The sequence below is a fragment of the Streptomyces sp. NBC_01334 genome (genome assembly GCF_035983595.1).
GTDB classification, from domain to species: domain Bacteria; phylum Actinomycetota; class Actinomycetes; order Streptomycetales; family Streptomycetaceae; genus Streptomyces; species Streptomyces coriariae.
In genome coordinates this window covers 6,225,996-6,244,951 of sequence record NZ_CP130718.1, presented here as the reverse complement: position 1 = coordinate 6,244,951, position 18,956 = coordinate 6,225,996, and the positions used below count along the sequence as shown (strand labels likewise).

The 18,956-nt window shown below is 70.7% G+C and carries 16 protein-coding genes; 9 read left to right on the top strand and 7 right to left on the bottom strand.

Annotated elements, in window-relative coordinates; all coding sequences use genetic code 11:
• Positions 1 to 70: 70 nt before the first annotated feature.
• Complete coding sequence (locus OG736_RS28180) at positions 71 to 1,735, top strand: fumarate hydratase (RefSeq protein ID WP_054243036.1); 1,665 nt, start codon at positions 71 to 73, stop codon at positions 1,733 to 1,735.
• A gap of 74 nt (positions 1,736 to 1,809) precedes the next feature.
• Here the strand turns inward: OG736_RS28180 and OG736_RS28175 are convergent, their stop codons facing one another.
• The gene (locus OG736_RS28175; RefSeq protein WP_327184886.1) at positions 1,810 to 2,247 is read right to left on the bottom strand and encodes a hypothetical protein; all 438 of its coding nucleotides are present in this window, start codon (positions 2,245 to 2,247) and stop codon (positions 1,810 to 1,812) included.
• A gap of 62 nt (positions 2,248 to 2,309) precedes the next feature.
• Entirely contained in the window at positions 2,310 to 2,831 is a 522-nt protein-coding gene (locus OG736_RS28170) for a SigE family RNA polymerase sigma factor (protein ID WP_327184885.1), read from the bottom strand.
• Positions 2,832 to 2,978: 147 nt separating this feature from the next.
• Between OG736_RS28170 and OG736_RS28165 the strand changes: the two genes are divergently transcribed.
• The 3 genes from OG736_RS28165 (at position 2,979) to OG736_RS28155 (ending at position 7,608) form a co-directional block, all read left to right on the top strand.
• On the top strand, positions 2,979 to 4,364 hold the full coding sequence (locus tag OG736_RS28165) for a class II fumarate hydratase (protein WP_327184884.1): 1,386 nt from the start codon (positions 2,979 to 2,981) through the stop codon (positions 4,362 to 4,364).
• A gap of 84 nt (positions 4,365 to 4,448) precedes the next feature.
• A complete protein-coding gene (gene fomD / locus OG736_RS28160) occupies positions 4,449 to 5,141 on the top strand; it encodes a cytidylyl-2-hydroxypropylphosphonate hydrolase (protein ID WP_327184883.1) in 693 nt (230 codons plus the stop codon).
• 316 nt (positions 5,142 to 5,457) lie between these two features.
• Positions 5,458 to 7,608 carry a SpoIIE family protein phosphatase gene (locus tag OG736_RS28155; RefSeq protein WP_327184882.1) on the top strand — a complete coding sequence of 717 codons (2,151 nt, stop codon included), beginning with the start codon at positions 5,458 to 5,460 and terminating at the stop codon, positions 7,606 to 7,608.
• A gap of 79 nt (positions 7,609 to 7,687) precedes the next feature.
• Here OG736_RS28155 and OG736_RS28150 read toward each other — a convergent pair whose 3' ends face one another.
• Positions 7,688 to 10,126, bottom strand: a complete 2,439-nt coding sequence (locus tag OG736_RS28150; RefSeq protein ID WP_327184881.1) for a transglycosylase domain-containing protein — start codon at positions 10,124 to 10,126, stop codon at positions 7,688 to 7,690.
• Positions 10,127 to 10,406: 280 nt separating this feature from the next.
• Between OG736_RS28150 and OG736_RS28145 the strand changes: the two genes are divergently transcribed.
• The 5 genes from OG736_RS28145 to OG736_RS28125 all read left to right on the top strand — a co-directional run bounded on the left by OG736_RS28145 (position 10,407) and on the right by OG736_RS28125 (position 15,423).
• The gene (locus OG736_RS28145; RefSeq protein WP_327184880.1) at positions 10,407 to 11,363 is read left to right on the top strand and encodes an SPFH domain-containing protein; all 957 of its coding nucleotides are present in this window, start codon (positions 10,407 to 10,409) and stop codon (positions 11,361 to 11,363) included.
• The gene (locus OG736_RS28140; RefSeq protein ID WP_327184879.1) at positions 11,360 to 11,617 is read left to right on the top strand and encodes a type II toxin-antitoxin system antitoxin; all 258 of its coding nucleotides are present in this window, start codon (positions 11,360 to 11,362) and stop codon (positions 11,615 to 11,617) included. Before OG736_RS28145 ends, OG736_RS28140 begins: the two co-directional genes overlap by 4 nt.
• A gap of 259 nt (positions 11,618 to 11,876) precedes the next feature.
• Positions 11,877 to 12,401, top strand: coding sequence for a PadR family transcriptional regulator (locus tag OG736_RS28135; protein ID WP_327184878.1), 525 nt, complete (start codon positions 11,877 to 11,879; stop codon positions 12,399 to 12,401).
• The gene (locus OG736_RS28130) at positions 12,398 to 13,087 is read left to right on the top strand and encodes an ABC transporter ATP-binding protein (protein ID WP_327184877.1); all 690 of its coding nucleotides are present in this window, start codon (positions 12,398 to 12,400) and stop codon (positions 13,085 to 13,087) included. The genes OG736_RS28135 and OG736_RS28130 overlap by 4 nt, the downstream gene beginning before the upstream one ends.
• Positions 13,084 to 15,423 carry an ABC transporter permease gene (locus tag OG736_RS28125; protein ID WP_327184876.1) on the top strand — a complete coding sequence of 780 codons (2,340 nt, stop codon included), beginning with the start codon at positions 13,084 to 13,086 and terminating at the stop codon, positions 15,421 to 15,423. The genes OG736_RS28130 and OG736_RS28125 overlap by 4 nt, the downstream gene beginning before the upstream one ends.
• 79 nt (positions 15,424 to 15,502) lie before the next feature.
• On the opposite strand, the gene OG736_RS28120 is transcribed toward OG736_RS28125, so the two are convergent.
• From OG736_RS28120 to OG736_RS28105, 4 genes are all read right to left on the bottom strand, one after another.
• Positions 15,503 to 15,931 (bottom strand): hypothetical protein, encoded by a 429-nt coding sequence (locus OG736_RS28120; protein ID WP_028806553.1) that lies wholly within the window; start codon positions 15,929 to 15,931, stop codon positions 15,503 to 15,505.
• 4 nt (positions 15,932 to 15,935) lie between these two features.
• A complete protein-coding gene (locus tag OG736_RS28115) occupies positions 15,936 to 16,340 on the bottom strand; it encodes a roadblock/LC7 domain-containing protein (protein WP_020128027.1) in 405 nt (134 codons plus the stop codon).
• Between the two features lie 94 nt (positions 16,341 to 16,434).
• Entirely contained in the window at positions 16,435 to 17,325 is an 891-nt protein-coding gene (locus OG736_RS28110; protein WP_327184875.1) for a MarR family transcriptional regulator, read from the bottom strand.
• Positions 17,326 to 17,514: 189 nt separating this feature from the next.
• Positions 17,515 to 18,885 (bottom strand): AI-2E family transporter, encoded by a 1,371-nt coding sequence (locus OG736_RS28105; protein WP_327184874.1) that lies wholly within the window; start codon positions 18,883 to 18,885, stop codon positions 17,515 to 17,517.
• Between the last annotated feature and the right edge of the window lie 71 nt (positions 18,886 to 18,956).

The window sequence follows — 18,956 nt, the reverse complement described above, 5'->3', positions numbered from 1 at the left end:
CAGGTCCTACGCTGGTGAGCGCCCGCCGATGGAGGCGGGCCCGCTGTCTGTCGAGTGAGGAATGGGCGAGATGCCTGAGTTCGCGTACACCGATCTGCTTCCCATGGGAGAGGACACCACCCCCTACCGGCTGGTGACCGCCGAGGGTGTCTCCACCTTCGAGGCCGACGGGCGGACGTTCCTCAAGGTGGAGCCGGAGGCGCTGCGCAAGCTCGCCGAGGAGGCCATCCACGACATCCAGCACTACCTGCGCCCGGCCCACCTCGCGCAGCTGCGCCGCATCATCGACGACCCGGAGGCCTCCGGCAACGACAAGTTCGTCGCGCTGGACCTGCTGAAGAACGCGAACATCGCGGCCGCTGGCGTGCTCCCCATGTGCCAGGACACCGGCACGGCGATCGTGATGGGCAAGCGCGGACAGAACGTGCTCACCGAGGGCGGCGACGAGGCGGCCCTGAGCCGCGGCATCTACGACGCCTACCTGAACCTCAATCTGCGCTACTCGCAGATGGCCCCGCTGACCATGTGGGACGAGAAGAACACCGGCTCCAACCTCCCGGCCCAGATCGAGCTGTACGCCGCCGACGGCGGCGCGTACAAGTTCCTGTTCATGGCCAAGGGCGGCGGCTCGGCCAACAAGAGCTTCCTCTACCAGGAGACGAAGGCCGTCCTGAACGAGGCCTCCATGATGAAGTTCCTGGAGGAGAAGATCCGTTCGCTCGGTACGGCCGCCTGCCCGCCGTACCACCTGGCGATCGTCGTCGGCGGCACGTCGGCCGAGTACGCGCTGAAGACCGCGAAGTACGCCTCCGCGCACTACCTGGACGAGATCCCGGCCGAGGGTTCGCCGCTCGGGCACGGCTTCCGGGACAAGGAGCTCGAGGAGAAGGTCTTCGAGCTGACCCAGAAGATCGGCATCGGCGCGCAGTTCGGCGGCAAGTACTTCTGCCACGACGTACGCGTCGTGCGCCTCCCCCGGCACGGCGCCTCGTGCCCGGTCGCCATCGCCGTCTCCTGCTCCGCCGACCGGCAGGCCGTCGCGAAGATCACCGCCGAGGGCGTCTTCCTGGAGCAGCTCGAGACCGACCCGGCGCGCTTCCTGCCGGAGACCACGGACGAGCACCTCGACGAGTCGGACGTGGTCCGCATCGACCTCAACCAGCCCATGGACGACATCCTCGCCGAGCTGACCAAGTACCCGGTCAAGACCCGGCTGTCCCTCACCGGCCCGCTGGTCGTGGCCCGCGACATCGCGCACGCCAAGATCAAGGAACGTCTCGACGCGGGCGAGGAGATGCCGCAGTACCTGAAGGACCACCCGGTGTACTACGCGGGCCCGGCCAAGACCCCCGAGGGCTACGCGTCCGGCTCCTTCGGCCCGACGACGGCCGGCCGCATGGACTCCTACGTCGAGCAGTTCCAGGCCGCCGGCGGCTCCAAGGTCATGCTCGCCAAGGGCAACCGCAGCAAGCAGGTCACGGACGCGTGCGGCACCCACGGCGGCTTCTACCTCGGCTCCATCGGCGGCCCGGCCGCCCGGCTCGCCCAGGACTGCATCAAGAAGGTCGAGGTCGTCGAGTACGAGGAGCTCGGCATGGAGGCCGTCTGGAAGATCGAGGTCGAGGACTTCCCGGCCTTCGTCGTCGTCGACGACAAGGGCAACGACTTCTTCCAGGACCCGGCGCCCGCGCCGACGTTCACGTCGATTCCGGTGCGGGGCCCGGGTCTGGTGTGACGCGTGTGATCCTGTGACGGACGCCCGCCCCTGATTGACGCAGGGGCGGGCGTCGTCGTCGGATCGGGGCGCGGTCAGCCGGCGCAGATGGTGAAGTCGACCGTGTCGCCCGGCTTGACGGTCTTCGGGGCGTGCGGGGTCACCTCGAGCACCGAGGTCGGCTTGCAGCCCTCGACGGCCTTCTTGGTGACGGTGCCGAGCTTCGTCTGCGTCTTTTCGAGCACCGGCTTGGCCATGTCCAGGCTGAGGCCCGCGAGGGGGAGCCGCGTGGTCGTACCGTCGCTGAAGAGGTACAGCAGGGTGGTGGCGTCGTCGTTCTCGGCGTCCGTGCCGGCCGCCGCCGGGGTCGAGCTGTCGCTCGCGACCGAGGTGGCCAGGGCCGTCCCGCCGCCCACCACGATGAGGGCGGCGGCGACGGCGGCGATGCCGATGGTCCGACGGCGACGGGTGCGGCGCAGGATCTGCGGCGCGTCGAAGTCGGGGGTCTCGGCGGAGTTCGCGAATCGGTTCATGGCGTTCGTCAGTTCCTCTTCGAAAGGTGTGCGGCCGGAAGACCGTGCATCGCCGTACGAGGTCATCGGATTCCTTCCGTGTGCCGCCGCGGTGAAGGGCCGGAGAGTGCGGGGAACTGACTTCGGAGCTTCTCGATGCCGCGGGCCAGCTGGGAGCGGACCGTGCTCGGCGTGATGCCGAGGTCGGCCGCTATCTCGCTGTCCGAGAGGTCGTCGAAGTATCGCAGCACCACCACTGTCCGCATCCGCATGGGCAGTTGCTGCAACGCGCGCACCAACTGGTCCCTGCTGTCGACCTGCCCGTACTCGTCCCCCGGAGCGACGGTGTCGCCGCCTTCGGCGTGGTGAGTCGTGGTCAGTCGGCGGAATCGCCGCCAGCGGTCGTTGGCCAGGTTCACCATGATCCGCCGGACGTAGGCGTCCGGAGCGTCCTTCGCCGCGATGACGCGCCACTTGCGGCAGGCCTTCTCCAGGGTCTCCTGGACCAGGTCCTCCGCCGCCTCACGGTTTCCCGTGAGGACCAGTGCGCCCCGGAACAACGCGGTCGACCGAGCGGCCACGAAATCCTGGAAGTCCGTCTCCACACGCTCCTCCCTTCCTGTCACCCCTCCTCGACGTGAGCGCGCCCCCGTCTGCTGCACGGCCCCGACGAGACCTGGGTCACATGCCGGACGCCATCCGGACGGCCCAGCGCGCGGAACATCCCGGCCGCCCCGATCGCTGTACCGGACATGAGCGAATACCGGATCGAGCACGACTCCATGGGCGAGGTACGCGTCCCGGCGGAAGCCAAGTGGCGGGCCCAGACACAGCGCGCCGTCGAGAACTTCCCCGTCTCCGGACAGCGCATCGAGCGTGCGCACATCGAGGCGCTGGCGCGGATCAAGGGAGCCGCGGCGAAGGTGAACGCGCGGCTCGGGGTGGTCGACAAGGACATCGCCGACGCCATCCAGGAGGCGGCCGCGGAGGTCGCCGAGGGCCGGTGGGACGAGCACTTCCCGGTGGACGTGTTCCAGACCGGGTCCGGGACCTCGTCCAACATGAACACCAACGAGGTGGTCGCCACGCTCGCCACCGAGCGGCTGGGCCGGGCCGTGCACCCCAACGACCACGTCAACGCCTCCCAGTCCTCCAACGACGTCTTCCCCTCGTCCCTGCACATCGCGGCCACCGCCGCCGTCACCCGCGATCTGATCCCCGCCCTGGAGCATCTGGCGGCAGCCCTGGAGCGCAAGTCCGCGGAGTTCGCCGACGTGGTGAAGGCGGGGCGGACGCATCTGATGGACGCCACGCCCGTGACGCTGGGCCAGGAGTTCGGCGGGTACGCCGCCCAGATGCGGTACGGCGTGGAGCGGCTCAACGCCTCGCTCCCCCGGCTCGCCGAGCTGCCGCTGGGCGGCACCGCGGTCGGCACCGGCATCAACACGCCGCCCGGCTTCTCCGCGGCCGTCATCGAGGAGGTGGCCCGTGCCACCGGGCTGCCGCTGACCGAGGCGCGCGACCACTTCGAGGCGCAGGGCGCGCGGGACGGGGTCGTCGAGACCAGCGGGCAGCTGCGGACCATCGCCGTGGGCCTCACGAAGATCGCCAACGATCTGCGGTGGATGGCTTCGGGGCCGCGCACGGGACTCGCCGAGATCAGCCTGCCCGACCTCCAGCCCGGCTCCTCGATCATGCCCGGCAAGGTCAACCCGGTGATCCCGGAGGCCGTGCTGATGGTCGCAGCCCAGGTCGTCGGGAACGACGCGACCGTGGCCACGGCGGGCGCGGCGGGCAACTTCGAGCTCAACGTCATGCTGCCGGTGATCGCCAGGAACGTGCTGGAGTCGATCCGGCTGCTCGCCAACGTGTCCCGGCTGCTCGCGGACCGGACCGTCGACGGGATCGTCGCGCACCGCGAGCGCGCCCGGGAGTACGCCGAGTCCTCGCCGTCCGTGGTCACGCCGCTGAACAAGTACATCGGGTACGAGGAGGCCGCGAAGGTGGCCAAGAAGGCGCTGGCGGAGCGGCGGACGATCCGCGAGGTGGTGCTGGACGGCGGGTACGTGGAACGCGGCGATCTGACGGTCGAGCAGCTCGACGAGGCGCTGGATGTCCTGCGGATGACACACCCGTAAACCCTCGTGCGCTTTCGCGCCCCCGGCGCGAGAACCGTGACGCGCGCCGCAGCGTCGTATGCCCATGGCACCTAATATCTGTGCATGGCAGACGGTGAAGCGGTGAGACGCGTGGGAACTGGTGGTGCGGCGGGCTTCTGGGAGCCCGGGAGCCGGATTCTGTGGCGCTACCGGGAGAACGGCGGGGTGAACTTCCACATCGCCCGCCCGGTGACCGTCGTGCGGGACGACGAGGAGCTGCTCGCCGTGTGGCTGGCCCCGGGCACGCAGTGCGTCAAGCCGGTGCTCGCGGACGGCACCCCGCCGCACCAGGAGCCGCTGCGCACCCGGTACACCAAGCCGCGTACCGTTGCGCGGGGACGCTGGCTCGGCACCGGGGTGCTGAAGGTGGCCCGGCCCGGCGAGCCGTGGTCGGTGTGGCTGTTCTGGGACCAGGGCTGGAAGTTCAAGAACTGGTACGTCAACCTGGAGACGCCGCTGGCCCGTTGGGACGGCGGCGTGGACTCCGAGGACCACTTCCTCGACATCTGCGTCTACCCGGACCGCAGTTGGGGTCTGCGTGACGAGGACGAGTTCGCGCAGGCCCAGCAGGACGGACTGATGGACCGGGCGGTCGCCGAACAGGTGAGGGAGGCGGGCAGCAGGGCGGTGGAGGTGATCCGCGCGTGGGGGCCTCCGTTCAGCGAGGGCTGGCAGCACTGGCGCCCGGATCCGTCCTGGGCCGTACCGTTGCTGCCGGAGGACTGGGACCGTACGCCCGCGCACATGTCCACATGAGACCCTTGATGCGCCCCCGGGCAACAAACGTAGGATCGTCCTCCGCAAGGCACGCTGGCAGTAACTCCCGGAGCAGACGCCGGGCCTGACCGAACGTCACCGAGGGGCGGCAGCACGTGAGCGAGGGGTACGAGGGCAACACCGGCGGGACGCTCGACGTCGGCCCCCAGGGCCGCGCGCGGTCCACCGGTGGCACAGGAACAACCTCTGACCACGCGGGAATTCCGTTCCGGGGGCACGTATTCCGGGTATCGGGTTTCCTGCGGGACCAACTGCGCGCGCGGCGCGCAGCCCCGGACGGACGGATTCGACACGCGTGACGGAGCAGCCCACCTCCTACGAACGCCCCCAGGGCGTCGACCCCACGGACCCCCGTGGGGCACTGCTGCATACCCAGGCACCGGCGCCGGGCCAGTCCGCCTTACCTCCCGACACCTCGGGTACGACGACGCCGCGCGGCAAGGGCGGAAAGGGTGGCATGGGCGGCCAGGGAGCCACGGGAATGGATGCGGCCGGTTCGGAGGCCGGTTCCGGCACCGAGCACTCCCAGCCGTCGGCGTCCGACGAGGCGATGGGGGCTCCTCCCGCGCGGGCCAAGCCGAGCGTGGGTGACCACCGGCCGCGCCCCGCGCCCGAGTCCATCCCGGCCCAGCCGGGCACCGACGCGCGCCCGGAGCGGGGTCCGGACGGGCAGGACCGGCGCGCCGGAGGGGCACTGACGCCCGGCCGGCCCACGCCGATGCGGCGGGACGGGGACCGGCTGCGCTTCGTGGGCGCCGCGACCCGGCGGATCGCCCGCGGCCTGGACCTCGACGAGATCGTGATGGGGCTGTGCCGGGCCACGGTGCCGACCTTCTCCGACGCGATCCTCGTCTATCTGCGCGACCCGCTGCCCGTGGGCGACGAGCGGCCCGCGGCGGACCGCATCATGCTGCGGCTGCGGCGCACCGACCGCATTCCGGAGGAACGGGACACCGAGACCGGCTTCGCGGCGCTCGCCCTGCCGCCGCCGGAACCGGGCGAGCTGACCGCCGAACTGTCGGCCGCGGTCGGCGAGCTGTGCGAGGTGCGGCCCGGCGGGGCGCTCGCGGAGGTGCTGCGCGGGGTGCGTCCGGTGTTCGCCGACCATCCGGCCGCACGCGCCGCGCTGCCGGAACTGCTGGGCGAGGACAGCACCTTGGCCATCCCGAGCGGTCAGCGGGCCGTCCTGGCCCCGCTGCGGGGCCGCCGCCGGGTGATCGGCGCCGCGGTGTTCCTGCGCCGTCCGGAACGCATCCCGTTCGAGAACGACGATCTGCTGGTGGCCGCCCAGCTCGCCACGCACAGCGCCCTGGGCATCGACAAGGCGGTGCTGTACGACCGTGAGGCGTACATCGCCGACGAGTTGCAGCGCACGATGCTGCCGGAGACCCTGCCGCGCCCCACGGGCGTGCGGCTCGCCTCCCGGTACCTGCCCGCGGCGGAGACCGCGCGGGTCGGCGGCGACTGGTACGACGCCATCCCGCTGCCGGGCAGCCGGGTGGCGCTGGTGGTGGGCGACGTCATGGGGCACTCCATGACCTCGGCGGCCATCATGGGGCAGCTGCGGACGACGGCCCAGACCCTCGCCGGCCTCGACCTGCCGCCGCAGGAGGTCCTGCACCATCTCGACGAGCAGGCCCAGCGGCTGGGCACCGACCGCATGGCGACCTGCCTGTACGCGGTCTACGACCCGGTCTCGCACCGCATCACCATCGCCAACGCGGGTCATCCCCCGCCCATCCTGCTGCACCTGGGCGGCCGGGCCGAGGTGCTGCGGGTGCCGCCGGGCGCGCCGATCGGCGTGGGCGGGGTCGATTTCGAGGCGGTGGAGCTGGACGCCCCGGCCGGGGCGACGCTGCTGCTGTACACCGACGGCCTGGTCGAGTCCCGGCTGCGGGACGTGGCGACCGGCATAGAGCAGCTGCGGGAGAAGCTCGCCGCGACCGCCCAGCTGACCGGCCCCGATCATCCGCCGCCGCTCGAGGCCCTGTGCGACGAGGTGCTCGACATGCTCGGTCCGGGCGACCGGGACGACGACATCGCGCTGCTCGCCGCCCGCTTCGACGGGATCGCGCCGAGCGACGTGGCCTACTGGTTCCTCGAACCGGAGGACGCGGCTCCCGGCCGGGCCCGCCGGCTGGCCCGGCGGGCGCTGTCCCGCTGGGGGATGGAGGACATGACCGACTCCGTCGAGCTGCTGGTCAGCGAGGTCGTCACGAACGCGGTGCGGTACGCCACGCGGCCGGTGACCCTGCGGCTGCTGCGCACCGATGTGCTGCGCTGCGAGGTCGGCGACGACGTGCCGCAGCTGCCTCGGCTGCGGCAGGCCCGGGCGACCGACGAGGGCGGCCGCGGCCTGTATCTGGTGAACCGGCTGGCCCGGCGGTGGGGGGCCACCCGGCTCAGCACCGGCAAGGTGGTCTGGTTCGAGTTGAACCGGAGCTGAGGCGAACGCGGTAACCACGCGGAGGGGGCGCCCGGAGATTTCCGGGCGCCCCCTCCGCTGTTGCTGCCGCCGGTGGCCGCTACTGGCCGAAGAGCGGGTCCTCCGGATCCTCCGACCCGGTCGACGGGTCGTCCGTGCTCGGTTCCGACGAGGTGTCACCCGTCGGTGTGCTGGACGGGGACGAGCTCGGCTTCGACGACGTGGACGGGGACGAACTCGTCGACGGAGAGGAGGACGGGGACGAACTCGTCGACGGGGACGAGGACGGGGACGTGCTCGCGGACGGCGAGGTGCTCGGGGACGGCGACGCGGTCTGCACCGCCGCGCCCTGGTCGGTGTCCAGGTCGAACTTGGTGACCTTGGTGGAGACGCCGAAGGTGTACGACGCCCAGATCTGCGCCGGGAAGCCGCCACCGTTGACGCGGCCCGCGTCCGAGGTCAGGCCGTTCGTCGCGCCGGTGAGCGGGACCTGGGGGTGCGGGGCCTTCGCGGACTCGCCGAAGAGGCCGACCGAGGTGACCAGGTCGGGGGTGTAGCCGGTGAACCAGGCCGACTTGTTGTTGTCGGAGGTACCCGTCTTGCCCGCGACCTTCTGGCCCTTGCGCAGCGGGTTGTCCCGCACGGACTTCTTCGCCGTACCGTCGTCGACCACGCCGGTGAGCACCGAGGTGACCGAGTCGGCGGCCTCGCGGCTGATGACCTGCTCCCCGATGGGGTCGGTGTGCTTGAACGCCGGGTGGGCGCTGTTCTCCGCCGACTTGATGAGCGCCGGGGTGACCTGCTTGCCGTGGTTGTCGAGGGTGGCGTAGACGCCGGCCATCTGCAGGGGGCTCGCGCCCATGGTGCCGAGGGTCTGGGCGGGCACGGCCTTGAGGTCCGCGGTGTCCATGCCGAGGTTGGCCGCGACCTTCAGCACCTCGGGCATGCCGACGTCGACGCCCATCTGCGCGAAGACGGAGTTGATGGACTTGTTGAGCGCCGTCTGGACGGTGACGTCGCCGTAGTCCTGGTCGTCCTCGTTCTCCGGGGCGAAGCCGATGTCGCTGCCGACGACCGGGCGCTTGCTGGTGCCGTCGTAGATCGTGTTCGCGGTGATCTGGTCGCCGTCCTGCGTCTTGGCGGCCTCGTCGAAGGCCGCGGCGAGGATGACCGGCTTGAAGGTCGAGGCGGGCTGGTAGTCGGTGCGAGTGGCGTTGTTGGTGTAGTGGTCGGTGTAGCCGGCACCGCCGTACATCGCCTCGACGGCGCCCGTCTTGGGGTTCACCGACACCGCGCCGGCCTGGACGTCGCCGTCGACCGAGCGCTTCTTCTTGTCCAGCTTGCTGGTCAGCTGTTCCTTGACGGACGTCTCCAGCGCCTTCTGCTTCTTCTTGTCGATGTTGAGCTCGATGTTCCAGCCGCCGCGCCTGACCAGGGCCATGCCCGACTCGTAGTCGTCGGCGACGCCCTGCGCCACCAGCTGCTTGGCCAGTTCGGTGTTGGCCGCGTCGACGAGGTAGCCGATCTGGCCCTCCTTGCCGGGCGCGGCCTTGGGCTCCTTGGGCACCGGGAACGTCATGGCGTCGCGCTTGCCCTTGTCCAGCCAGTCCTGCTCGACCATGTTGTCGAGGACGTAGTTCCAGCGGGCCGTGACCAGCTTCTTGCCGGTGTCGGAGGCGGAGGTCCAGTCGTACTGGCTGGGGGCCTGGAGCAGCGCGGCGAGATAGGCGCCCTGCGGCACGGTCAGCTTCTCGGCGTCGACGCGGTAGTAGGCCTGGGCGGCCGCCTGGATGCCGTAGGCGCCGCGGCCGTAGTAGCTGGTGTTGATGTAGCCGGCCAGGATGTAGTCCTTCTCCTTCTCCCGGTCCAGCTTCAGGGAGATGACCAGTTCCTTCAGCTTGCGCGTGACGGTCTGTTCCTGGGTCAGGTAGTAGTTCTTGACGTACTGCTGGGTGATCGTCGAACCGCCCTGCGCGCCCTTGCCCATGAGGGTGTTGAGGACACCGCGGGTGGTGCCCTTCAGGTCGACGCCGGCGTCGGTGTAGAAGGACTTGTTCTCGGCGGCGACGAAGGTGTGCTGGACCTCTTTGGGGATCTTCGCGAGTTCGACGTTCTCGCGATTGACCTCGCCGTCGCGGGCGAGGATCGCGCCGTTGTCGTACTCGTAGACGTTGCTCTGGAGGTCGGCGTCGGGGTTGCCCTCGGGGATCGGCGTGCTCATGTACAGCCAGAGGAAGGCGCCGATGACGGCCACGGTCAGGCCGAGGAAGGTGCCGAGGATCTTCTTCCAGGTGAAGAGCCGGCGTATGAAGCTCTTGTCCTTCTTGCCGGCCTTGCCCTTGGTGCCCTTGCCGCTCTTCTTCGCGCCCCGGCGGGCGGCCGCGCGACCGCCGGCCGCGGGAGCGGTGTCGGGCGCCTCGGCGGTCGCCACGGACTCCGCCGTCGAAGGGGTCGTCGAGTCCGTCTCCACCGAGCGGCCCCTGGGCGCCGCGCGGCGCCCACCGCGCTGTCGAGCTCGTCTCTCTTCCGCTCGTCCCATGAGTCCGCTCGCTCCGCTTCCTACTCGGCAGTCACACCAGTGCCCGGGGGCAGGGGCAGGTCAGCTCAGAAAGCTAACACCGCTGTCTATGACGAAGGGGTCTCGGTCCGGTCCGTACGGGGCGTGAGAATCAGCACCCCGCGCGAGGGAACCGCCCGGACGTCCCCACCGAGTCCGACGTACGAGAGTGGCACAGGGTTGCCATGAGGCGCTAAAGTGATATCACTTAGATAGGCCGCCGATTACTGAATCAGGCGGCGACGAGAAACGGGGACCCACCATGTCCACTCACGACCCCTCGGCCACCACCGAAGCCGCCACCGACACCGTCGACGTGCCCGAGATGCCCGCCCCGCGCGTGAAGGAGTTCCCGGCGCACAGCGTGGCCGGCGGACTCGCGCTGCTGCTCGGCCTGGCCGGACTGCTCGCCGGCGCCGGGATGATCGCCTTCGGCGCCCAGGTGGACGCGGCCGGCCCCAAGGCGGCGCTGATCACCGGCGGCATCCTGGTCGCCCTCGCCGCGTTCCTGGCGATGTGCGGGCTGAACACGGTGTCGCCGGGCGAGGCCCGCGTGGTGCAGCTCTTCGGCCGCTACCGGGGCACCATCCGCGAGGACGGACTGCGCTGGGTGAACCCCTTCACCTCCCGCGAGAAGATCTCCACCCGGGTCCGCAACCACGAGACGGCCGTACTGAAGGTCAACGACGCCTACGGCAACCCGATCGAACTCGCCGCGGTCGTGGTGTGGAACGTGCGGGACACCGCGCAGGCCAGCTTCGAGGTGGACGACTTCCTGGAGTTCGTCGCCACCCAGACCGAGGCGGCCGTCCGGCACATCGCCATCGAGTACCCCTACGACTCGCACGACGAGGACGGCCTCTCGCTGCGCGGCAACGCGGAGGAGATCACCGAGAAGCTGGCCATAGAGCTGCACGCCCGCGTGGAGGCGGCCGGCGTCCGGATCATCGAGTCCCGCTTCACCCACCTCGCGTACGCTCCCGAGATCGCCTCGGCGATGCTCCAGCGGCAGCAGGCGGGCGCCGTGGTCGCGGCGCGGCGGGAGATCGTGGACGGGGCCGTGGGAATGGTCGAGGCCGCGCTCCAGCGCATCGCCGAACAGGGCATCGTGGAGCTGGACGACGAGCGGAAGGCGGCGATGGTGTCCAACCTGATGGTGGTGCTGTGCGGGGACCGTGCGCCCCAGCCGGTACTGAACACCGGGACCCTCTACCAGTGAGTGATTCAGCCGGGGGTCCGACCCCTCAGCGTCGGCCGCAGCAGCGCAAGCAGGTGCTGCTGCGGCTGGATCCGCTGGTCCATGACGCGCTGGCCCGCTGGGCCTCGGACGAACTGCGGTCGGCGAACGCGCAGATCGAGTTCCTGCTGCGCAAGGCGCTCAAGGAGGCCGGGCGACTGCCCGGCGACACCGGACCCCTCCCCCGTCGCGGCCGGCCCCCCGGCGGCTCGACCCCCGGCCCCCCGCCCGCCTGACCGGCTTCGCCTCCCCCTCCCTCACGACAAGGGACAGCGAGAGCACCCTCGGACAAGCCCCCCCCCGGACGGGCCGGCTGATGCACGCCGCCCCCGAGGCAGACGCCGATCCTGTGGCAGACGCCGGGCCCGAGGCAGGGCGCCGGGCCTGTGGCAGAACAGTGACAATCGGCCCTCACCTGCGCACTCCCACTCACCGCCGCCACCTGCACACAGGACGTATACACACCGGGTATACACCGCATGTACAGTCCTCTCCATGTCCATCGGTCACACCCTCCTGGGACTCCTGGAGTCCGGGCCCCGCCACGGTTACGACCTCAAGCGGGCCTTCGACGAGAAGTTCGGTCACGACCGGCCGCTGCACTACGGCCAGGTCTACTCGACGATGTCGCGTCTGCTGAAGCACGGGCTCGTCGAGGTCGACGGCATCGAGGCCGGCGGCGGCCCCGAGCGCAAGCGGTACGCGATCACCGACGCCGGGATCACCGACGTCGCGCAGTGGCTCGCGACGCCCGAGAAACCCGAGCCGTATCTCCAGTCGACGCTGTACACCAAGGTCGTCCTCGCGCTGCTGACCCACCGCGACGCGGCCGACATCCTCGACACCCAGCGTGCCGAGCACCTGCGCAGCATGCGCATCCTCACGGACCGCAAGCGCTCCGGCGACTTCGCCGACCAGCTGATCTGTGACCACGCCCTGTTCCACCTCGAGGCCGACCTGCGCTGGCTGGAGCTCGCCGCCGCCCGGCTCGACAAACTGAAGGCCGCGGTGATCGCGTGAACGCCCCCGGGGGATCCCTGCTCGCCGCCGAGAACCTGCACAAGGCGTACGGGCCGACGATGGCGCTGGCCGGCGCCGAGTTCTCCATCCACCCCGGCGAGGTCGTCGCGGTGATGGGCCCGTCCGGGTCCGGCAAGTCGACGCTGCTGCACTGCCTCGCCGGGATAGTCACGCCCGACTCGGGTTCGATCATGTACGACGGTCGCGAGCTCGCGACGATGAGCGACGCCCGGCGCAGCGAACTGCGCCGCTCCGAGTTCGGCTTCGTGTTCCAGTTCGGGCAGCTCGTGCCGGAACTCACCTGCGTGGAGAACGTGGCACTGCCGCTCCGGCTGAACGGCACCCCGCGCAAGCAGGCCGAGCGCACCGCCCTGGGCTGGATGGAGCGGCTGGAGGTCGACGACCTGGCCAAGAAGCGGCCCGGCGAGGTGTCCGGCGGACAGGGGCAGCGGGTGGCCGTGGCGCGCTCGCTCGTCACCAGCCCGCGCGTGGTGTTCGCCGACGAGCCGACCGGCGCCCTGGACTCGCTCAACGGCGAGCGCGTGATGGAACTGCTCACCGAGGCGGCCCGGTCGGCCAGCACGGCCGTCGTCCTCGTCACGCACGAGGCTCGGGTGGCCGCCTACTCCGACCGCGAGATCGTCGTACGGGACGGGAAGTCGCGGGACATGGAGCGGGTCGTATGAGTCTGCGTCAGTGGTCCAGGGACCTGGGCCTGGGGGTCCGGTTCGCCTTCGCCGGCGGCCGGGAGGGCTGGATACGGGCCGTACTGACCGCGGTCGGCGTCGGGCTCGGCGTGGCGGTCCTGCTGCTGACGACAGCGGTGCCGAGCGCCATGGGGGTGCGCCACGACCGTGAACAGGCGCGGCTGGACTGGCCGTTCGGCAGCGAGCAGCCTGCCAAGGGTGACGACACCCTGCTGATCGCGCAGGCCGACACGACGTTCCGTGACAAGGACGTACGCGGTCGGCTGGTGGAACCCGAAGGATCGCGCGCGCCGCTGCCGCCCGGCCTGAGCCGGTTCCCGGCCGAGGGCGACATGGTGGTCTCGCCCGCGCTGAAGAAGCTGCTTGCCGCCGACGGTTCGGCGCTGCTGCGGGAACGGCTCCCGTACCGCATCGTCGGGACCATCGGGGAGAGCGGACTGATCGGCTCCCAGGAACTCGCCTACTACTCGGGCACCACCGAACTCGCCTCCCACATGGAGAGCTACGGGGCGACCCGGTTGAACGAGTTCGGGAACCCGAACCCCTCGAAGGAGGACACCGACCCGGTGCTGCTCCTGCTGATCCTCGTCGTCATCGTGGTGCTGCTGATGCCGGTGGCGGTGTTCATCGCCGCGGCCGTGCGGTTCGGCGGTGAGCGGCGGGACCGCAGGCTCGCGGCCCTCCGGCTGATCGGTTCGGACGGCCGGATGACCCGGCGTATCGCGGCCGGCGAGGCGATGGCCGGGGCGCTGCTGGGCCTGGTCCTCGGCACGGTGTTCTTCCTGATCGGCCGCCAGGTGGCTGGTTCGGTGGAGGTGATGGGCATCAGCGTCTGGCCCAGCTACCTCGACCCCTCCCCCGCGCTGGCCGCGCTGGTCGCCCTCGCGGTGCCGGCGGCGGCGGTCCTGGTCACCCTCTTCGCCCTGCGCGGTGTGGTGATCGAGCCGCTCGGCGTGGTGCGCACGGCGAAGCCCGCACGGCGTCGGCTGTGGTGGCGGCTGCTGCTGCCCCTGGGCGGCTTCGCGATGCTCTACCCGATGATCGGGCAGGGCCAGACCAACGGCGACTTCAACCAGTACCTGGTGAGCGGCGGCGTCGTCCTGATCCTCGTCGGCATCACCGCACTGCTGCCGTGGCTCGTGGAGACGGTCGTCGGCCGGCTCGGCTCCGGTGGCGTGGCCTGGCAACTGGCTGTACGGAGGCTGCAGTTGAGCAGCGGTACAGCGGCCCGGATGGTCAACGGCATCGCGGTGGCGGTGGCCGGTGCGATCGCGCTCCAGATGCTGTTCGCCGGCGTGGACGGCGACTACACCGAGGCCACCGGCCAGGACCTCACCCGGGCACAGATGCAGGTCCGGGTGCCGGACGGCGCTCCGCTGGCCGCGACCGCCCAGAAGTTCGCCGACACCAAGGCCGTCAGCAAGGTCACGGCCCTGTGGGAGGGCTACCTGGGCGACTCCTCCTGGAACAGCGAGAACGGCCCGAACCTCTCCACCGAGCTGACCGTGGGTGCCTGTCCGGCGCTGCGCGAGGTGGCGAAGCTGCCCTCGTGCAAGGACGGCGACATGTTCGTCCTCGACGGCGACGAGTACTCCGCAGACGGGCCGCAGATGAACAAGCCCGGCAAGAAGCTGTACATCGAACCGTCCAGCTCAGGGGAGAGCCAGGACGTCGTCTGGACCGTCCCCGCGGGCATCACCGAGGCCCACTCGGTCAAGGGCCTCACCGACTTCAAGCGCGGCGGCTTCCTGATGACGCCGAGCGCGCTGCCCGCGGCCGCCGAGAAGCTGGCCACCGGTGAGATCTACCTGTCGATCGACGAGTCCGTGCCCGACGCCTACGAGTACGCCCGCAACACGGCGTTCCACGTGGCTCCGCTGGCCGACCCGATGATGTGGTCGTCCACCCGGCAGGACACGAAGTTCACCACCATCCGCACCGGTCTGCTCGTCGGCTCCGCCTGTGTGCTGCTGCTGATCGGGGCGAGCCTGCTGGTCTCCCAGCTGGAGCAGCTGCGCGAGCGCCGCAAGCTGCTGTCGTCCCTGGTCGCCTTCGGCACCCGGCGCCGGACGCTGGGCCTGTCGGTGCTGTGGCAGACGGCGATCCCGATCGGGCTGGGTCTGCTGCTGGCCATGGGGGTGGGGATCACCCTGGGCGCGATCCTGCTGAAGATGACGGACACGCCGGTGGGCGTGGACTGGGCGAGTGTGCTGTCGATGACCGGCTGCGGGGCGGCCGTCGTCCTGCTGGTGACGCTGCTGAGTCTGCCCCCGCTGCTCAAACTGCTGCGGCCGGACGGCCTGCGCACCGAATGAGCGCGGCGAGCACCGTGAGCGCGGTGAGCGCGCGCTGAACAGACGGTCCCTCCCCACCCGGGGAGGGACCGTTCCGCGTTCAGAGCTGGTATTCCCGCACCACCCTGCGCACCTGGGCGAAGAGCATGCCGACGTTGACGGACTTGCGGCAGACGACCACCGCGACGACGTCCTGCTGCTCGGTCATCCGCACGAACAGGTGCGTGAGGTTCTCACTGTTGACGAGGATCTCCTGGAAGAAGTGGTTCTCGCTCTGGACCCCGCGCCGCTCCTTGAAGACGTCCTCGATCATCACGACCGTACGGCCCTGGAAGAGGTCGAGCGTCGCACCCGCCAGCAGGTCCAGGACCTCGGGCGGATGGTTGTCGACGGTCTCGTAGGAGAGCAGCATGCCGGTGGACATGTCGACGACGCCGGAGGCGACGCAGTCGGGGGCATCCGTGCGCAGTGACTTGACCAGGCCCATGACCTGGTCGGAGAAACCTGGGGTCATACGTTTCGTCGCCATCCCTTCAGACTCCTTCGGCGGTCTTCACGGTCGTCTCGGTCCGGTCGGTCAGGATCAGGTCGATGCGGCGCAGGGCGGGTTGGGTCGCCCGGTGCAGACGCTCCACGTCCATGCCCTCGTCGCCGAGCACGACCATCAGCGCGGTGTCGCCGACCGCGTAGAACGCGGCGCAGCCGTGGCTGCCGTAGGCCACCGTGCGGTGCAGGGCGCCGCGGGCGGTCGCCTGCGCGGTGCGGCGGGCGAGGCCGAGGCCGGCCGCGGCGAGGGCCGCGAGTCCCTCCGGGTCGATGGTGTCGGCGGTGTCGGCGGCTATGAGCAGTCCGTCCGCCGCCGCCAGCGCCGTGTCGGTGATACCGGTCACCTGCTCCCGCAGGCCGCGCATCTCCCGCGCGAGGGCTGTGTGGTCCATGAATGCAACTCCCCTAATTCTGATCGCATATGACCGTCTTCTTCGTGGGGGTCTACGTGGGGGGCGGATTCCGCTTGTTTCCTGCGTGGGGCTGCTATTTCGCCGTGGGGTTCCGCAGGCGGAAGAACTCCTTCCAGCCGGTGCCGTTCCGTTCCGTCGTGAGGGCTTCGTTGATGCCGCTGGCTCCTGGACGGCGGCGCGGGAGGGCCGTCGCCTCCGGCACCGGCACCGGCGGCTGCCGGGGCGGGGCCGGTTCGCGGGGGCGTATGCCGTGCCCGTCGGGCGGCAGCCGGACCGGGATCGGCCGGGGCGCTTCCACGCACTCCAGGAGCCCCTCGCCCAGCATCCGGGCCACCTCGACGGTCACGGTGTAGACCCCGCGCCCGGTACGGAAGGCGAGGTCCCGGGAGGTGCACCGGCCGTCGGCGTGGGCCAGCAGCTCGCGCTGGAGCACACCGAGCCGGCCGGCCGCGTAGGACAGGGAGGCGGGCACGGGCCGCTCCCGGTCCGGGCGCACCGGGTACGGCTGCTCCAGAAGCGCTCCGAGCTTGCGGGACGCCACCTGGAGCAGTCTCGTGGGCGGTTCGCCCACGGCGACCGGGGCGGGCGGTGCCCCGGTCGCCGGACCGCGCTCGCAGCCGTCGACGCTGCCCGCGACGACCGCGAACACGGCGTCCTGGAGAGCCATCGCGCAGACCACCCGGAGCTGGGCGGCCCCCGCGTAGCCGTGGGCGATCAGCCCGGCGGCCGGCCAGCGCGCGCCGCCCGACTCACGCACCAGCCCGGCCCACTCCTCGCCACCGATCCGGCCGGAGCGCAGCAGCAGCGCCTCGGGTGCGGGCGCGCCCGGCGACTCGACCGCGACGACCAGCCCGCCGTGCAGATGGAAGGTGCCGCCGGGCGAGCCGAGGACGCGCAGTTCCCCGGTGAAGCCGTCCCGGCCGCACGCGGCAAGGTCGCGTGCCAGCAGCTGGTAGCCCGACATCACTCCCCTTGGACCTCTCGCACATACGCCTGACGCGTAGCGCTGAGGAGGGAATGTGTATCAGTCCGTACGCATATTCCAGCGAGGGATTTCCGACCTGCCCTCAGCTGACGGAAGTTGCTCCGGGGAGGAACTCAATTCGCTTTGTTCGGAGCCCATTTGACCGGTTGAAAGACTGCGGCCGTTCCCTCAGGGAGCCTTGTCCGCGGGCGTCTCGGGCCCTGCGGAGCCCGCCGGAGGAGCCGCCGGGGACGCCACCGGTGCCACCCCTGCCGCTGTCGCGCCCCTCGGCCGTGGTGCGTGCCGCAGGGCCTGTTCGCGGGAGTAGGTGTGCAGGTAGCCCACCACCGTGTTGGTGACGGCCACCAGGGGCACCGCCACGATCGCGCCGCCGATGCCCGCCACCATGCCGCCCGCGGCGACCGACAGGACCACCGCCAGCGGGTGGACGCGTACCGCGCGGCCGAGGATGAACGGCTGCAGGATGTGGCCCTCGATCTGCTGCACGGCCAGCACGACCGCCAGGGTCATCACCGCGGTGAACACGCCCTGGGTGACCAGCGCGACCACGACCGCCAGCGCGCCGGAGGCGACCGCGCCGACGAGCGGGATGAAGGAGAACAGGAAGATGAAGACGGCGAGCGGGACGGCCATCGGCACATCGAGGAAGTAGATGCCGAGGCCGATGAAGATCGCGTCGATCAACGCGACTATCACCGTGCCGCGCACATACGCCGTGAGCGTCGCCCAGGCCCGCGGGCCCGCGCCGGCCACGCCCGGCCGGGCCGCGGCCGGCACCAGCTTGAGCGTCCACTCCCAGATGCGCTTGCCGTCGTACAGCAGGAAGAGCGTCGAGAAGAACGCCAGGAGGATGCCGGTCAGCGCCTCGACGACGACGGTGACGCCCTCCAGGCCCGCCGAGGTGATCGAGTCCGTGTTGTCGCCGATGGCGTCCCGCAGGTTCTTGGCGATGCCGTTGATCTGCTTGTCGGTGACGTGGAAGGGGCTGTTGAGCAGCCAGCGGCGCAGATCGTCGATGCCGTCCTGGACCTGGCCGGAGAGGTCGTCGATGTTCGCCATGACCTGCCAGGTCACGAACCAGCCCATCAGCCCGATGACGACGAACCCGAGAATCGCCGTCAGCGCGGTGGCCGCACCACCGGGGACTCCGGCCCGCTTCAGCCGGGCGACGGTGGGCTGGAGGAGCGCGGTCAGGAGCAGCGCGACCACGAAGGACATGACGACCAGCTGGATCGCGCTGATGGCCTTCATCAGGACCCAGACGGTCCCGGCGAGCACCAGCAGCCGCCAGCCCGCCTCGGCGGCGACCCGGACCCCCCACGGCACGGCCTGGGCGGGGTCGGGACGCGGGGCGGAGGGCACGAACTCCTCCGGGTAGGCCTCGGTGGCCGGTACGGCGGTGTCGGGCGGTGTCGGCGCCGGTTCGGCGGCGCTCTCCCGCCGCTCCCGCTCGACCTCGGCACGCCGTTCGTCGAGCCGCTCACCCATCTCGCTCAGTCCGGCACCGAGCCTGCCGAGCCATCCTGGAACTCGCGACATGATCCGTCCTCTTCCCCCGTCTTCCCCCACCACTCCCCCTGGAGTCGTCGGCCCCGGCCGTAACGACCGTA

Coding starts and splice junctions, on each gene's coding strand:
- OG736_RS28180 (WP_054243036.1), top strand. CDS start 71: ATGCCTGAGTTCGCGTACACCGATCTGCTTCCCATGGGAGAGGACACC.
- OG736_RS28175 (WP_327184886.1), bottom strand. CDS start 2,247: ATGAACCGATTCGCGAACTCCGCCGAGACCCCCGACTTCGACGCGCCG.
- OG736_RS28165 (WP_327184884.1), top strand. CDS start 2,979: ATGAGCGAATACCGGATCGAGCACGACTCCATGGGCGAGGTACGCGTC.
- fomD (WP_327184883.1), top strand. CDS start 4,449: ATGGCAGACGGTGAAGCGGTGAGACGCGTGGGAACTGGTGGTGCGGCG.
- OG736_RS28150 (WP_327184881.1), bottom strand. CDS start 10,126: ATGGGACGAGCGGAAGAGAGACGAGCTCGACAGCGCGGTGGGCGCCGC.
- OG736_RS28145 (WP_327184880.1), top strand. CDS start 10,407: ATGTCCACTCACGACCCCTCGGCCACCACCGAAGCCGCCACCGACACC.
- OG736_RS28135 (WP_327184878.1), top strand. CDS start 11,877: ATGTCCATCGGTCACACCCTCCTGGGACTCCTGGAGTCCGGGCCCCGC.
- OG736_RS28125 (WP_327184876.1), top strand. CDS start 13,084: ATGAGTCTGCGTCAGTGGTCCAGGGACCTGGGCCTGGGGGTCCGGTTC.
- OG736_RS28120 (WP_028806553.1), bottom strand. CDS start 15,931: ATGGCGACGAAACGTATGACCCCAGGTTTCTCCGACCAGGTCATGGGC.
- OG736_RS28115 (WP_020128027.1), bottom strand. CDS start 16,340: ATGGACCACACAGCCCTCGCGCGGGAGATGCGCGGCCTGCGGGAGCAG.
- OG736_RS28110 (WP_327184875.1), bottom strand. CDS start 17,325: ATGTCGGGCTACCAGCTGCTGGCACGCGACCTTGCCGCGTGCGGCCGG.
- OG736_RS28105 (WP_327184874.1), bottom strand. CDS start 18,885: ATGTCGCGAGTTCCAGGATGGCTCGGCAGGCTCGGTGCCGGACTGAGC.